General features: G+C 71.8%; 11 protein-coding genes. 9 read left to right on the top strand and 2 right to left on the bottom strand.

The features are described from left to right. Positions 1 to 46: 46 nt before the first annotated feature. The gene (locus tag ACIP5K_RS01595; protein WP_401403883.1) at positions 47 to 1,054 is read left to right on the top strand and encodes a 4-hydroxy-3-methylbut-2-enyl diphosphate reductase; all 1,008 of its coding nucleotides are present in this window, start codon (positions 47 to 49) and stop codon (positions 1,052 to 1,054) included. Positions 1,055 to 1,162: 108 nt separating this feature from the next. Next, on the top strand, positions 1,163 to 1,918 hold the full coding sequence (gene ppgK / locus ACIP5K_RS01590) for a polyphosphate--glucose phosphotransferase (protein WP_401403882.1): 756 nt from the start codon (positions 1,163 to 1,165) through the stop codon (positions 1,916 to 1,918). Here the strand turns inward: ppgK and ACIP5K_RS01585 are convergent. After that, positions 1,915 to 2,544 carry a DUF6542 domain-containing protein gene (locus ACIP5K_RS01585; protein ID WP_401403880.1) on the bottom strand — a complete coding sequence of 210 codons (630 nt, stop codon included), beginning with the start codon at positions 2,542 to 2,544 and terminating at the stop codon, positions 1,915 to 1,917. The genes ppgK and ACIP5K_RS01585 overlap by 4 nt on opposite strands. A gap of 167 nt (positions 2,545 to 2,711) precedes the next feature. Between ACIP5K_RS01585 and ychF the strand changes: the two genes are divergently transcribed. Next, on the top strand, positions 2,712 to 3,800 hold the full coding sequence (ychF, locus tag ACIP5K_RS01580) for a redox-regulated ATPase YchF (RefSeq protein ID WP_401403879.1): 1,089 nt from the start codon (positions 2,712 to 2,714) through the stop codon (positions 3,798 to 3,800). Positions 3,801 to 4,318: 518 nt separating this feature from the next. Here ychF and ACIP5K_RS01575 read toward each other — a convergent pair. Beyond that, the gene (locus ACIP5K_RS01575) at positions 4,319 to 4,966 is read right to left on the bottom strand and encodes a hypothetical protein (protein WP_401403877.1); all 648 of its coding nucleotides are present in this window, start codon (positions 4,964 to 4,966) and stop codon (positions 4,319 to 4,321) included. Positions 4,967 to 5,371: 405 nt separating this feature from the next. On the opposite strand from ACIP5K_RS01575, the gene ACIP5K_RS01570 reads away from it, so the two are divergent. From ACIP5K_RS01570 to ACIP5K_RS01545, 6 genes are all read left to right on the top strand, one after another. Further along, the gene (locus ACIP5K_RS01570) at positions 5,372 to 5,776 is read left to right on the top strand and encodes a hypothetical protein (protein WP_401403875.1); all 405 of its coding nucleotides are present in this window, start codon (positions 5,372 to 5,374) and stop codon (positions 5,774 to 5,776) included. Between the two features lie 32 nt (positions 5,777 to 5,808). Then, positions 5,809 to 9,684, top strand: coding sequence for a HEAT repeat domain-containing protein (locus tag ACIP5K_RS01565; RefSeq protein ID WP_401403873.1), 3,876 nt, complete (start codon positions 5,809 to 5,811; stop codon positions 9,682 to 9,684). A 392-nt stretch (positions 9,685 to 10,076) separates the two neighbouring features. Next, on the top strand, positions 10,077 to 10,925 hold the full coding sequence (locus ACIP5K_RS01560) for a hypothetical protein (protein WP_401403871.1): 849 nt from the start codon (positions 10,077 to 10,079) through the stop codon (positions 10,923 to 10,925). Beyond that, positions 10,922 to 12,940 (top strand): serine/threonine-protein kinase, encoded by a 2,019-nt coding sequence (locus ACIP5K_RS01555; protein ID WP_401403869.1) that lies wholly within the window; start codon positions 10,922 to 10,924, stop codon positions 12,938 to 12,940. Before ACIP5K_RS01560 ends, ACIP5K_RS01555 begins: the two co-directional genes overlap by 4 nt. A gap of 5 nt (positions 12,941 to 12,945) precedes the next feature. Further along, positions 12,946 to 14,193, top strand: coding sequence for a protein phosphatase 2C domain-containing protein (locus ACIP5K_RS01550; RefSeq protein ID WP_401403868.1), 1,248 nt, complete (start codon positions 12,946 to 12,948; stop codon positions 14,191 to 14,193). 10 nt (positions 14,194 to 14,203) lie between these two features. Beyond that, positions 14,204 to 14,935: a hypothetical protein gene (locus ACIP5K_RS01545; RefSeq protein ID WP_401403866.1), complete on the top strand. Its 732-nt coding sequence runs from the start codon at positions 14,204 to 14,206 to the stop codon at positions 14,933 to 14,935. Positions 14,936 to 15,315: the final 380 nt, after the last annotated feature.

Raw genomic sequence — 15,315 nt, 5'->3', positions numbered from 1 at the left:
GTCTCCCCAGCCCGGCGATCTTTGGCCTCCTGGGCTCGGCCTTACGATGGGGGGCATGACTGCTACGACTGGCTCCCGCCGCGTCCTGCTCGCCGCCCCCCGTGGCTACTGCGCCGGTGTGGACCGTGCCGTGATCGCCGTCGAGAAGGCCCTGGAGCAGTACGGGGCCCCGATCTATGTCCGCCACGAGATCGTGCACAACAAGTACGTCGTGCAGACCCTGGAGCGGAAGGGCGCCGTCTTCGTCGAACAGACGGAGGAGGTCCCCGAGGGCTCGATCGTGATGTTCTCGGCGCACGGCGTCGCCCCGACCGTCCACGCGGAGGCCGAGCGCGGCCGGCTCGCCACCATCGACGCGACCTGCCCGCTCGTCACCAAGGTCCACAAAGAAGCGATCCGCTACGCCAACGACGACTTCGACATCCTCCTGATCGGCCACGAGGGCCACGAGGAGGTCATCGGCACCTCCGGCGAGGCCCCCGACCACATCACGCTGGTCGACGGCCCCGAGGACGTCGCCAAGGTCGAGGTCCGCGACCCGGAGAAGGTCGTCTGGCTCTCCCAGACCACGCTGTCCGTCGACGAGACGATGGAGACCGTCGACGCCCTGAAGACCAAGTTCCCCGGCCTCGTCTCGCCGCCCAGCGACGACATCTGCTACGCCACGCAGAACCGCCAGCTCGCCGTGAAGCAGATGGGCGCCGAGTCCGACCTGGTCATCGTCGTCGGCTCCCGCAACTCCTCGAACTCGGTCCGCCTGGTCGAGGTCGCCAAGCTGGCCGGCGCGAAGGACGCGTACCTCGTGGACTTCGCCAGCGAGATCGACGAGACGTGGCTCGACGGCGTCGCCACGGTCGGCGTCACCTCCGGCGCCTCCGTCCCGGACGTCCTCGTCGAGGAGGTCCTGGAGTACCTGTCGCAGCGCGGCTTCGCCGACGTGGAGATCGTCAAGGCCGCCGAGGAGTCCATCACCTTCTCGCTGCCCAAGGAACTCCGCCGCGACCTGCGCGCCGAGGCCGCCGCACTGGTGGACGGTGCCGCGGACCGGACCTGAACCGGCGCCCACGCGCGCGGGAGGACCGGGATCGCCCACGCGCGCGGGAAGAGCGGGATTTCCGGCTCCGGGAAGTGACCGTGGGTCTCCCGTCGTAACGTGGAGCACATGGAGATCTTCGGTGTGGACATCGGCGGATCAGGGATCAAGGGCGCTCCGGTCGATCTGGAGCGCGGCGATCTCGCCGAGGAGCGGTACAAGGTGCTGACCCCGCACCCGGCCACCCCCGACGCGGTGGCCGACGGGGTCAAGGAGGTCGTCGACCACTTCGGCGCGGAGCCGTCGTGCCTGGGCATCACGTTCCCCGGTGTCGTCACCGGCGGTGCGACGGTCCGCACGGCGGCCAATGTCGACAAGAGCTGGGTCGACGTGGACGCCCGGGCCCTGCTGAGCGCGAAGCTCGACGGGCTACCGGTGACGATCCTGAACGACGCGGACGCCGCCGGCGTCGCCGAGATGCAGTTCGGCGCCGGCCGCGACCGCAAGGGCACGGTGCTGCTGCTCACCTTCGGCACGGGCATCGGCAGCGCCCTGTTCAGCGACGGCGTCCTGGTGCCCAACACGGAGCTGGGCCACCTGGAGCTGCACGGTCACGACGCCGAGAAGCGGGCCTCCACCAAGGCCCGCGAGGACGAGGACCTGAGCTGGGAGCACTGGGCGAAGCGCGTCACCAAGTACCTCGCGCACGTGGAGATGCTGTTCTCGCCCGAGCTGTTCATCATCGGCGGCGGCATCAGCCGCAAGGCCGACAAGTTCGTGCCGCTGATCGAGGGCATCAAGGCCGAGATCGTCCCGGCGCAGCTCCAGAACAACGCGGGGATCGTGGGCGCGGCGATGTCGGCGTCCCGCGGCCTGACCGGCTAGGCGCGGCGCGGCTTCGGTGCCTTCTGCGCCGGCTCCGGGCGGTTCTGCTGCCCGGCCCGCCGCTGGACGGCCGCCTTGCGCGCCATCAGCCGTACCTTCCGTACGGCGACGACGAGCCCGGCGACGAGTGTGCCGCCGTACAGCCAGCCGGCGCTCGTCGCCAGCGTCGTCACCAGGCCCGCGAGGCGCCCGCTGAGCCCGTCGCCGGCCCCGACGAAGAAGGCGCCCAGGGCGAACGCGATGGGGGCCGCGACCGGCGCCGTCACCAGGTCCGCCTTGCGCACCCAGCCCGCGGTGAGCCCGCTGACCAGCACGAAGAACACGCCGTACGCGGCGACGGAGCCGCCGAACAGCGCCCCGTCGAGGAACCCGAGCACCAGCATCGACGCCGCGCAGAACAGCCCGCTGCCCAGGCCCGTCAGCCGGGGGTTCGGGAATCTGCGGAGCGCGCGCACCAGCGGCGGCATCCGGCGGCCCGGGCCGCCGCCCGCCCGGTACACGGCGGCCGACTCGGCGGCGGGCACGGCGGCACGCCCGTCACCGGGCTCACCCTGCGCCTGTGGGGGCAGCGGGGCCCGGCCGCGGCGGGGGCGGGATTGCGGGGAACGCGTCCTGTGTTGCTCCACAGGCCCAACATAGGTGGGCTTATGTGCGCAATACGCCGTGGGACACGCGGTTGAGCCAAGCTTGACTGATGTTGGTTCGGGCGTTCGATACGTCGCCGGGGCGGGTGTGCCGAGGCCGTAGACTGGACGACCGCCCACACCTCTCCTCCTGTACGGGAAGTCGCAACGTGTCGCTCACGATCGGAATCGTCGGTCTGCCCAATGTCGGCAAGTCGACCCTGTTCAACGCCCTGACCAAGAACGACGTGCTCGCGGCCAACTACCCGTTCGCCACGATCGAGCCCAACGTCGGCGTGGTGGGCGTCCCGGACACCCGCCTCACCAAGCTGGCCGAGATCTTCTCCTCGCAGAAGGTCCTCCCGGCGACCGTCGACTTCGTCGACATCGCGGGCATCGTGCGCGGCGCCTCCGAGGGCGAGGGCCTGGGCAACAAGTTCCTGGCGAACATCCGCGAGTCCGACGCGATCTGCCAGGTCATCCGCGCCTTCAAGGACGAGAACGTCGTCCACGTCGACGGCAAGGTCTCGCCCAAGGACGACATCGAGACGATCAACACCGAGCTGATCCTCGCCGACCTCCAGACCATCGAGAAGGTCCTGCCGCGCCTCCAGAAGGAGTCGCGCATCAAGAAGGACGTCGTCCCCAAGGTGGCGGCCGTCGAGGCGGCGAAGGAGATCCTGGAGAAGGGCGACACGCTCTTCTCCGCGGGCATCGTCCAGGGCAGCGGCAACGAGGAACTCCTCCACGACCTGCACCTCCTCACGACCAAGCCGTTCCTCTACGTGTTCAACGTCGACGAGGACGAGCTGACCGACGACACCTTCAAGGACGCGCAGCGCGCCCTGGTGGCCCCCGCCGAGGCGATCTTCCTCAACGCCAAGCTGGAGGCGGACCTCGCCGAGCTCGACGAGGAGGACGCGATGGAACTCCTGGAGTCCGTCGGCGCCGAGGAGCCCGGCCTCGCCACCCTCGCCCGCGTCGGCTTCAACACCCTCGGCCTCCAGACCTACCTGACGGCCGGCCCCAAGGAATCCCGCGCCTGGACCATCAAGAAGGGCGCCACGGCCCCCGAGGCGGCCGGCGTCATCCACACGGACTTCCAGAAGGGCTTCATCAAGGCCGAGGTCATCTCCTTCGACGACCTGGTCGAAACGGGCTCGGTCGCGGACGCCCGCTCGGCGGGGAAGGCCCGCATGGAGGGCAAGGACTATGTGATGCAGGACGGGGACGTGGTGGAGTTCCGGTTCAACGTCTGACCGTTTCAGTACCGCAAGGCTGCGAATCAGCGTTGTGTCGAGTACGCAGGTGGCAAGGGGTCCGCTCTTCGTGAGCCGGCCCCTTGCCCGTTTCTGGGCGGCCAGATGTCACGGCCTGGGGACCTGGGCCTCTGGCGTGTCATCGCCGCGGCTTGGGCTTGGACTCTCGGTCGGCGCGCACGCAGGCCGAGCATGGGCTCGAAGGACGAGCCCTCTTCATCGGGTACGTACGGGAGGAAGCGGTCGCGGACGGCGGGGGCGATGGTGAGGGTCAGTACCTCGGCGACGGACTCGGCGATCAACGAGGCCCGGTCCTCCGAGGCGGTGGAGAGGGCGGGGCGATGGGCGACGGGCAGAGCCGGACCGCGAGGTAGTAGGTGCCGCCCGCGTCGCACCCGGCGACGGGGTCCGCGGGAAGGCCGTTGGGAAGGGCGATCGGCTAGATCGGGTCGATGCGGGTGAGGTCGAACTCGCCGGAGCCAGCGAGGCGGGGCGGCGGCCTCGGGGTGCGCGGCGACTCAGTGTGGCAAGGCGTCGTCCGGGAGGGCGTTCGGGTTGAGGGCCGCGGCGATCGCCGGTGTGAGAGGGCGGCCGGCGAGAACGTGGCGGACGGCGTCGAGAGGGACGGGGCGCTCGTAGTAGTCCTGGAAGTCGGCTCGGACGGTCTCGGGGGAGCGGTCCGTGAGGAGGCGGAAGAGGAAGCCGGAACCGTCCGGGTCGCTGCCGGGCGGGAAGTCGATGGCCGAGCCGGTGTGCCAGACCGTGTCGCCGGTCTCCCGCCACAGGCAGACGGTGACGCGCGGCGCGTCGATGTCCTCGTCGTGGAAGGCGGGTCCGGCCAGGAGCGGGGCCAGCGAGGCGGGCACGTCGTCGACGACCCCGGGCCAGACCTGCTCGTCGTCCGTCGTGTAGGGGCTCATCGGCGACTCGTGGTCGAAGCCGCGAATGAGCACGCCCGCCGGGGTGAAGTGGACGGAGAAGTCGTCTCCCGAGCCGTTGTCCATCAAGGCCACTTCCTCGCCGGGCCCCCGGGCGGTGGAGTAGGAGTAGCGGCAGAACTGTGGATCGTCACTGATCGTGGCGTCCAGGACCGCCAGCGCACGTACGCGGATGCGGAGGTTCTCGGGGTCGGGGAGGAGGGTGGCGGTCTCGTGCGCAGTGCTCATGGCGCCATACAACCAGCCGCCACTGACAGCAGGCAGGCCCTGGTTTCTTCCCCCCCGGTGGGCCGCCCCTCCTCCGTCGAGCGGCGGCGGTTACTCGCCAACTCCCTTGACCTGATCCCGAAAAGGATGAGGTCTGCCGGGGCGGCGGAGGGTCGATGGTGGCGGAGGCTGAGGGTGAGGTACGGCTGATGGTGGACGGGCGAGCGCCCTCGCCGTCGTATTCGGTCGCGGGATCGGTACGGACGGCCTCGCAGTTGCTCTCCGTCACTGTCGCGACGGTGGAGAGTGCCCCTACAGTGGTGCGCCCGCGCGACGAAGCCGGGAAACAAGGCTTATTTCAGGGAAAGAGCCACCATGGCACCAACTCCTGTACCTGCACCCGCCCGTCGGTCATGGCCCTGGGTCGTGGGAGCCCTCTGCGCCGGCGCGATCGTCGCCCTGATCGTCGTGGCGATCGTGGTTGATCTGGGGACGGCGGGCGCCGTCGCCAGCGTGATCAGCGGAGTCGTCGCACTGGTCGGCCTCACCTTGTCCGTTTTCACCCTGGTGCGCAGCGGCCGTCCCACCGACGGCACGGTGGGCGCCAGCGGCGAACGGGCCGTCGCTGTCGGCGGCAACGCCGGGCGTGTGATCACCGGTGACTCCGTCCCGCTCCCGCCCGCGACACCCTCCCCTGCACCTCCCTCGGCACCGGCGCCCCCGGTGGTCCCCCCGCCCGCGAACCCCGACGTGTCGGCGTCGGGAAACCGTTCCGCCGCGGTGGGCGGCAACGCCGAGGAGATCATCACGGGGGACGGTACGCACTCTTGATACGCCGCGCGTCCCGTCACGTGACCCGTCGCGTGACCGGACTGTTCCGTCGCCCCGGCCCGGACACGGACACGGACACGACCGGGGTCATCGACACGGACTCCGACTCGGGTACGAACATCGGCACCGCCACTGCCACCGACGCCGTCACCGGCCCCGACACCGCCATCGGCACCGGCTCCGATGCCGTCATGGGGACGGACAGCCGCAGTGCGCCGCAACCGCCCCTCCCCGTAACGGCCCCCCGCCCCACCTCCACCGTCACCTCCCTGGCCCACGGCCAGCGGTCCGCCGCGATCGCCGGGGACGCCGGCCCCGTCATCACCGGTGACGGAAACATCCTCGTCACCGTGGCGCACGGCGCGACCCGCGAACAGCCGTCCCCGGCCGAGATCGAGGCCGCCACCCGCACCTACGCGCACCGCGTACGCGAGACCTACGGACGCCTCGACCTCGCCGTGATCACCCCGCTGGACGACCAGCACGCACAGCCGGTCGTCCGGCTCCAGGACGTGTTCGTCCCTCCTCTGGTGCGAGCGGAACCCCGCACCGCGGGCCTTGCGGCAGGGCCGGTCCGACGGATACCGGACCGCGAGGGCCACCAGGATCACGAGGACCACCAAGACCACCAGGAACACCAGGGTCAGGAACAGCCGTCGGGACCGCCGCCGCTCTCCGCCCCCGGCCGCACCGCCTACCTGGGACGGCACCGCCAGTCCGTGCTCTCCCTGCTCGCCGCCCCGGGCAACCGCTGCGTCGTCCTGCTCGGCGACCCCGGTTCGGGGAAGTCCACCGTCGCCCGGTACGTGGCACTGACCCTGCTCGCCACCGGCGAACCACCCCGACCCGTCACCGCCGACGATCCGCCCCACCCCATCACCACCGCCACCGCCAGCCACCCCCCGGCCACGGCCACGGCCACGGCCCTCGACGCCCTCGCCGGCACCCTCCCCGTCATCATCGAGCTGCGCCGCTTCGCGGAAACCCGTTGGCACCAGGCCGGGTTCGAGGAGCTGTTGCGTCATCTGCACGGCGAGGAAGGGCTGTGCGTGCCGTTCGAGGTGTTGCGCGTCCTGCTGGACCAGGGGCGGGCCCTGCTCGTCCTCGACGGGCTCGACGAGATCTTCGACCGGCGGCTGCGCCGGGAGATGGGGCGCCGGATCGCCGAGTTCGCCCGGGCCAACCCGCTGGCCCGGATCGTCGTCACCTCCCGGACCGTCGGCTACGAGGACGCGGTGCTGGACGATGCCGGGTTCGGCCACCACCTGCTCCAGGATCTCGATCCGGCGCAGATCGAGACGTTCGTCCGGCGCTGGTACGCGATCGCCTGCCCGCACGACCTCGCGGCGGCCGAGCGGCTGAGCCGGCGGCTGACCGGCGCGCTGCGCCGCTCCCGGCAGATCGGCGAGCTGGCCGGGAACCCGCTGCTGCTGACCATCCTGGCCATCATCGGCAGGCGCCGCTCGCTGCCCCGGCACCGCCGGGGCGTCTACGCGCACGCGGTCAGCGTGCTCGTCGCGCACTGGGACCTCGACGCCAAGCTCCTGGACGAGATCCTGCCGCCCGCCGTGGCCGACGTACTGGGCCCCGAAGAGCGCATGGACCTGCTCGAATTCCTGGCCTGCCGCATGCAGGAGGGCCGCTCCGGCATCGCCGGGAACCAGATCCACAGCGCCGAACTCCACGCCGTGTTCCGGGAGTTCCTGGCGCGCCACGGACTGCCCGAACCCGATGTGCGGGCCGGGGCCCGGGCGCTCGTCGCCCATCTGTGGCGCCGCGACTTCATCCTGGCGCGGTACGGCGGCGACATGTACGGCTTCGTCCACCGGGCCTTCCTGGAGTACCTCGCGGCCCGGGACATCGTCGCCCGCTACCGGGACCGGCGCAGCTGGACCGACATAGGGGACCTGCTGCGTGACGTCGTCACCCCGCACGTCGCCGACCCCTCCTGGCGCGAGGTACTGCTGCTGCTCGCCGGTCAGCTCAACGACGACGAGGCGGCGGCGATGATCGAGCACCTGCTCGACCTGTACCGCCGCAGCGCGGATCCCGGCGTCCTCGTCCTGGCGGCGCGCTGTCTGGCCGAGTGCGGCCGGCCGCACCTGCTCGCCGCGCAGAGCAGGATGGTCGTCGACGAGCTGACCACCGCTCTGACGGTCGGCTCCGGCGACGGCCTGCGGGAGCTGGGACCGGTCCTGGCCGGGCTGCCCGACTCCTGGGAGGGGCGGGAGCGCTACCTGCGCTGGTTCCACCTGAGCGGGCAGTTCGTTCCCGAGTACCGCTTCTACGAGGACGGTGGACTGGTCATCTCGGAGGAGTCCGCCGCCGCGCACCTGGCCTGCCATCTGTACGGGGAGCCCGCCCGGCTGCACACCCTGGCCCGCTTCCACGAAGGCGGCGGCATCCGGGCCGCCGCCCTGCGGGTGCTGGCCGAGCAGGGCCCGTGGGGCCCCCGCAGCCTTGAACTGGTGCTCGAACGGGCCGTCGTCGACCGCGACGACCGGGTGCGGCGCACCGCGTTGCAGGTCCTGGGCGAGCACTGGTGGCGCGAGGAACCGGTACGGGCGCTGCTGCTGCGCCGCGCCGCCGACGAGACCAGCGACTACGCCCGCGGTGCCGCGCTGACGGCCCTGGCCCAGCGCTGGGCGGACGACGAGCGCACCCTCGACGTGCTCCGCGCGCAGGCCGGGAACACCCGGTCCGTCCACGTGGCGCGCACGGCCTTCGGCCTCCTCGGACAGCACTGGGCCGACCGCCAGGAGGTGCGCGAACTCGCCTACCGTGCGCTCGACTCCACGGTCGGCGCCGTGCGGGCCGGCGCGCTGTGGATGGTCGCCGAGCACTACGAGCCGCGGGCACACATGGCCGACGTCCTGCGTGAGCGGGCCGTCCACGATCCGTACCCGCTGGTCCGCTCCACCGCGCTGACGCTGCTGGCCGAGCGGTGGCCGCAGGACGTCCTGGATCCCGGGCTGCTGCGGGAGCGCGCCGTGCGGGACGACGAGCCCGCGGTGCGCCGGGCCGCGCTGCGCGCGCTCGTCGACCGGTGCGCCGACGACCCGGACGTATGGACGTTCCTGGTGCACAGGGCCGCGGTGGAGCCGAGGGGCGAGCCGCGCATGCTCCTGCTGCGCACGCTCGCCGAGCGCCGGCCCGACGACGAGCGGGTGACGGCCGTGCTGCTGGATCACGCGGAGCGCGACCGCAACAGGACGTCGCGCCTGGAGGCGCTGAAGAGCGTCGCCGCCCGGCGACTCACCGACGGGCGGGCCGCGGATCTGCTGCTGGCCCGCGCCGTCGAGGAGGAGGACCCCCAACTGCGCGGCGCCGCGCTGCGGTTGCTGGCCGGGCAGTGGCCCGACGGCGACGGCCGGGCCCGGGCGCTGCTGCTGAAGCAGGCGGTGCACGACCTGGACCGGCATCCCCGGGTGGTCGCGTTGCAGGTGCTCGCCACGCAGTGGCCGCAGGACCCGGAGGTGCGCCGGCTGCTGATCGAGCGGGCCGTCGACGACCCCGCCGCCCGGCCGCGTGCCACGGCCCTCGACCTGCTCGGGGAACGGTATCCGCAGGACGCGGAGGTGCGGGCGCTCTTCGCCGAGCGGGCCGCCGGCGACCGGGGGCATCCGCGGGAGGCGGCCTTCCGGCGGTGGCTGCTGGGTCACGAGGACGCGGAGTCCGCGGTCCGTGAACAGGTGGGCCGGGACGCCGATCCCGACCTGCGGGAGCTGGCGGTGCGAATGCTGGTCTGGCAGTGGCCGCACCGGCCGGGGACGGCGCAGACGGTGGCGGAGGCGTTGCGGAGAGAGGTGTCGCGCGACGGTGCGGCGCGCGACGAGCGGGCGGGGCCGGTGCGCGAGCACCTCGCCGTCCTCACCTCGCTGCGGGAGCGGCCGCCCGCGGAGGCGTGAGGTGGGGCCACGGCCTGCTCCGCGTCCGCTCCGGGCCGGTCCCTGCGATATCCGTTTCACCGATTTTCTCGAAAGGCCGTTCCGGAACGATTGATCTAGGCAAAATGGCGGGAGAAAGTCCGAGGGAGGGGCTCGGTGGCTGGGGGGCCGCCGAAAGAGTACGAGGCTTCGTACTGGCCGCCGCACGGACGGCGGTGCTGCAATTGACGCCACGGGATCAGGGCCGGTGGCGCCGGGGGATCACACAGAGCACGACGGCTGCGTGAGTCCGCCGTCCCTCGCGACGGCTGGGCTCTCGTCTCTTCGTTTCACGTCCGCGGCGGCCGTCCATGCCGTCATGCCGACCGGTGCTCTCGCGCACTCTCGGTGCACGATCATGCAGGGGGTTGATCATGCGTATTGCGTATCGCGGTCGGCGACCGCGTCGTTTTCTTCTTTCCAGTTCGTTTCTCGTTGCCGTTTCGGTCTGCGCGTCGTGCGCCCCGTCCGGGAATTCCAGCGCCGGAGCGGTCGACGCAAGTGACGCCTCGTTCCCGGCCGCGACCCGGCCCGGCGCGCTGGTCGTGGTCTGCCTGGACACGTCCAGCTCCTACCCCACCGCCCGGCGCGAGGCGGCGCGGGACGCGGTGGCCGCAGCCTTGCCGAAGCTCGTTGTGCCTGGTCGAAAGGCCGGCAAGGTCTACGTCTACACGATCGGCGTCAACACGTACGGCGAGCCTCCGAAGCTGGAGCTGACCCTTCCGGCGCTGCGGGGTGAGCCCGTGTCCGCCGACGGCAGTTCGGCTCCGCTCCAGGGCAGCCACGTATCCGGAAGCGCGCAGAAATTCGTCGACCGGTGGAAGAAGCTGCACGATCGCGCGCTTTCCGCCGCCCGGGCCGAAGGGCGGCGCCTGCGCGCCCTGAACGTTTCGCCGTCCGCGCCGGGAACGGACCTCGGCGGCTGTCTCAAGAACGCGTCCGAGCAGTTCGCCGACCGTTCCGGAAAGGGCGTCCGGCACTTGGTGATGGCCTCCGATCTCGCTCCCGACGGATTGCAGCAGCAGTCCACGGCGCGGATGACCGGAGCGGCGGTTTCGGTCGTCGATTTCACCTGCTCCCAGGCCGTCCGATGCGACGCGCGGAAAAAGCGGTGGACCAAGAAGTTCCATGATCTCGGCGCCGCCACCGTCTCCATCACCCGTCCCGGATATCCCGCGCACCTTTTCGAGGGCGCGGCCGGCTCCACCGGAGGTGGCACGTGAACAGCGTTCCGGTCGCGGTCTGGGTGGGCGTCGCCTGCATCCTGCTGCTGCCGCTCCTCGCCTTCCTGCGCGGTCAGGTGCAGGCCGTCTCCGTCGCCCTCGCCGAGTGGTGCGCCTACTGCGTCGGACTGGTGACGGCGGACTTGCAGGCGGCCGCCGACAACACCGGGCGCGCGGTGTCGGCCGCCCGGCACGGCATCTCCAAGGGCGGCTGGCCGGTGTGGCCGCTGATCGCCGCGATCATCGCGGTGATCGGGGCGTTCCTGTTCGTCAGGTCCGAGTACTACCTGGTCGCCCTGACCGCCAAGGCCATCTTCGCCCCCGACCGGTACGACGCCACCCGGGGCGTGATCCACGCCAGCGGCCCCGAGCTGGAGATGGCCACCTCGGTGGCCTGGGTGTTCGTCGGCGGGACGCTCGTGCTCGGCGGCCTGCCGTTCGTCCTGGCCGACCGGAACTCGCACCGGGTCGGCCCGCTCGACCAGCAGCCGCGCGGCGTCAAGCGCGCCGTCACCTCCGCGGTCTACGCGCTGTCGGTGGTCGCCGTGCTGGGCTCGATCGTCCTCGGCTGCTACCGCGCCTACCTGACCACCAGCGGGAACGACGCCGCGACCGGCATGGACGACGTGGCCGCGTACGTGGCGGGAGGCGCCACGGCCGCCATCACCAGCGTGGGGTCGCTCGCGGTGGGCTGGGCGGTGGACTACGCGCTGATGGGGGTGTGGCTGCTGCTCGTGGCGGTCGTGCACGTCGTGTTCCGGCTGGCCCTGCTCCCGGCCCGCATGATCTCCGACCTCGCGGACCGCAACGCGTCCGTGATCACACCCACCGCGGTGGAGGCCGTGGCCCGGCTCGGCGGTGCGGGCGCCGGCCGGCGGCGGCCCGGCCCCGACGCCCGGAAGACGGGCGAGCACCCGTCCGAACAGGGCGGGGAGAGCTCGGCCGAGACCATCGGCGACGACGTCGACGCGCCGGTCATGCCGGTGCCGCCCGGCAGCACCTTCGCCGGCCGGTGGCAGGTGGTGGGGAACCTCCCGAACGCCGACACCCCCGGATACGCGGCCGGTGTCCTGCTCTGCCGCGACCTGCACCGGGCGGGGGCCCCGGCCTCGTACGTCCTCAAGCTGCTGTCGAAGGAGGGCCGCAACGCCAAGGAGTGGCGCAGGGAGTTGGAGGCCGCCGAGAAGGTGCGCAGCGACTGGGCGGTCAAGGTGCTCGACAGCGGGGCGACGGGCAAGTGGCTGTGGACGGTCACCCCGCACTACGTACCGGGTTCGCTCGCGGTCTATGGACGCCGTGTGGCCAGGACGAGGCCCCTGGAGTGGTGCCTGATCATGGTCGAGCAGCTGCTGTGGGGGCTCGACGCGGTCCACGAGCAGAACATCGCCCATCTGGACATCAAGCCGCAGAACGTCCTGCTCTCCTGGGACGACGACGAGGAGCGCAATCTGCGCCCCGCGCTCGCCGACTTCGGCCTGGCCAAGCAGTTCTCGCAGGTCAACTCGACGCAGAGCGACCGTCCGCGGGGCACCCCGTTCTACATGTCCTTCGAGCAGATGACGGTGACCAGGTTCCGCGACCACCGCTCCCCGCTGTCCGACATCTACGCCATGGGCAGCCTGCTGTATTGGCTGATCTCCGGTCACCCCGCCCTGTCCCGGGAGGCGCGGGCCCTCTCCGAGGACCCGGACGTGATGCACATCGCGGAACTGATGAAGCGCAACCACCGCCCGGCCCGGCTGGACGAGCTGGTCATGGGGCTGCCGAAGGACGTCGCGGACCTGGCCGACCAGTGGCTGTCCTACGATCCGCGCCAGCGCCTCACCGAGCACGACGAGGTGACGGCGGCCAAGAACGCGCTGTTCATGCTCCGCCGGGTCACCGAGGACCTGACGAGGGACGATCCGAACGCACTGGCCATGCCGGTCGGACCGGACATCGCGCTCAGCGGTCTGCCCCAAGGAGCCGAGGAGAGCCTCAGCGACGAGGCGGGTACCGCGACGGAGTCGGAGTAGCCGCCATGCTGAAACTCGTGAACCTGATGGCCATCGTCCTGAGCATCCTTCTTCTCGCGGTGGTGATCTTCTTGTTGAGAGAACTGTGCCTCGCCCTCCTGCGCCGCTCCCGGGAGCGCGACGACCCCCCGGCCGGGCCCCGGTGGCCGGCCGGGGCGCCGCAGGGCTCGCCCGCGCCCGGGAACGGCGCGCCGGGGAAGGGGGCGCACGCCGCGACACCCGTCAAGGAGCACCCCGCCTCCCGGCCGCCCGACCGCGGCGGCCCGCCCCCGCTGCGGGAGCCCTCGCGTACGCTCCCGCCGCTCGGGCGGTCGAAGGACACGGGAGGAGCGACCGCCGCGCGGGAGGAGACCTCCACGTGGGAGGACCAGCGGCCGGCGCCGCCGATCACGACGCCGCGCAAGTCGCTGCCCGCCCTGCCGCGCGACGGGCGGACGGACGGCCATGACGCCCCGGCGGGGCGGGAGCCGGCGGTGCGGGCGGAGGTCTCCCGGGTGGAGCCGTCGCGTCCGCGGGCGCTGCCGCCGCGGCAGCGCGAGGACGGCGCCGAGGTGTGGCTGCACGGGGCGGCGGCGACCTCGGCGGGCCGCCACCGGCGACGGAACGAAGACTTCCACTTCGCGGACACGGATCTGCTGGTGGTGGCCGACGGCGTCGGCGGCGCCCCGGCGGGCGAGGTCGCCTCGCAGCTGGCCGTCGAGGCGGTGGTCAGGGCGTGGCGGCGCACCGCGCAGCACACGCACCACCATCTCCAGGGCGGCTTCCGGGACGCCAACGCCGCCGTCCTCCAGCACGTGAAGGGCAATCCGCGGCTGCGGGGCATGGCCACGACCCTGGACGCCTGCGCCGTGATCGGCGACCGGATCGTGGGCGCGCACGTCGGGGACGGCTATGTCTGGGCGGTCCCCCCGGAGCGGACGACGGTGGAACAGATCACCAAGCCGCACTCCGCGCCGCAGGGCCCGCTGCTGAGGATGATCGGCTCGTCCGTACCGGCCCGCCCCGACCTGTGGGCGATCACCGCCCGCCCGGACACCCGGCTGGTGCTGGCGAGCGACGGACTGCCCGCCGACCTGGACAAGCGGGAACTGCGCCGGCTGATCCTGTCGACCGCCGACATGGCGCCCACGGACGCCGCGTCGCATCTGCTGAAGGCCGCGCTCAAAGCGGGAGGAACAGACAACGTCACCGTCATCGTCGCCGATGTGGTCCTGAGCGGACTGATCGACCAGGCACGCTTGTTCGTCGAATGATCGGGGGGTCATGCACACCGCACCACGAGCGACCGTCGAGATTCCGACGGGGGAGGGGCTGCAACTCGTGCACCTTCTCCCGGAGGAGACCTTCTATCTCACCAGGAAGGTGATAGCGCAGGGGAACCCGGACCTGAAGAGGTACATCTCGCGCCGACCCAACTGCCCGCAGGTGGTGTACGTCGCGGGCCACTGGACGCTGTTGAACGACTCCCGCACCCGACGCCTCCGGATCACCCTGGCGCGCGGTGGATACGAAGAGGTCGGACCGGGGGTGTCGATCCGGCTCAAGCCCGGCCGGACCGTCCTCTACTTCGGGCCCCACGGCGAGATCGAGGTCGGCATCGTGATCGACCCGGCCGTCGAGCCGGAGGAGGAAGAGGGCGAGGCCCGGTCGGGGACGGTCACCTACCGGGGGCCCGAACCCACGGCCCAGGTGGAGCGGACACTCGTCCAGCAGTCGTCCAGGAGCGTGCTGGTCGCGGTCCTGGCGCCCTGGCTGTCCGCGGATCCCGCCCTCCAGGACCTGAAGGACCGTGCGGTGGCGGCGCGGTGCGCCGGCTACAGCGTGGGATACGTCGACAAGGTGCTCAAGGAGGTCAGGGCGGGGTTGTGGCCGGACTCCGCCGTGCGCCCCAGCCGTGCCGACCTCGCCGAGTACTTCCTGACGCGCGGGCTGCTCGGTGCCGCCGACATGCTCAGCCTCCGCCACGTCGCGTGCGGGCACCGTCGGCCCCGGTGACGGCCCCGCCCCACCCGCTCCTCCACCCACATTCGTCACATCCTCAACCACCACCCGGAACAGTTCGCTGAGCATCTGGTCCGCGGCCCGAGGTCGCCTGCTCGGAGGTGGCGACGCATCCGCGCCGTCGTCGTCGTGGAGTGCGGCGGCACTGCTCGTCGTGCCGCCGCACCCCCACGTCGTGCTCACAGTCTCTTACCGGGTTCTCAGAATGGGGTGGGGCGTGCTCGCACGCAGAGGGTTGAACTGGCGTCAGACGGTGTGGAGATGCACGGTCGTCGCGGCATTGCTGGGGGTCGCGGCGCCGGTCGCGGGAGCGGGGGCGCAGGCCGCCTCGGCCGCGCCCGCCGGCCGCACGGGGGGCGCGGCCGCCACGGAGT

This window comes from Streptomyces sp. NPDC088785, assembly GCF_044750685.1.
GTDB lineage: Bacteria > Actinomycetota > Actinomycetes > Streptomycetales > Streptomycetaceae > Streptomyces.
Note: the sequence above shows the minus strand (reverse complement) of the source record. Positions and strands in the feature narration are given on the sequence as shown.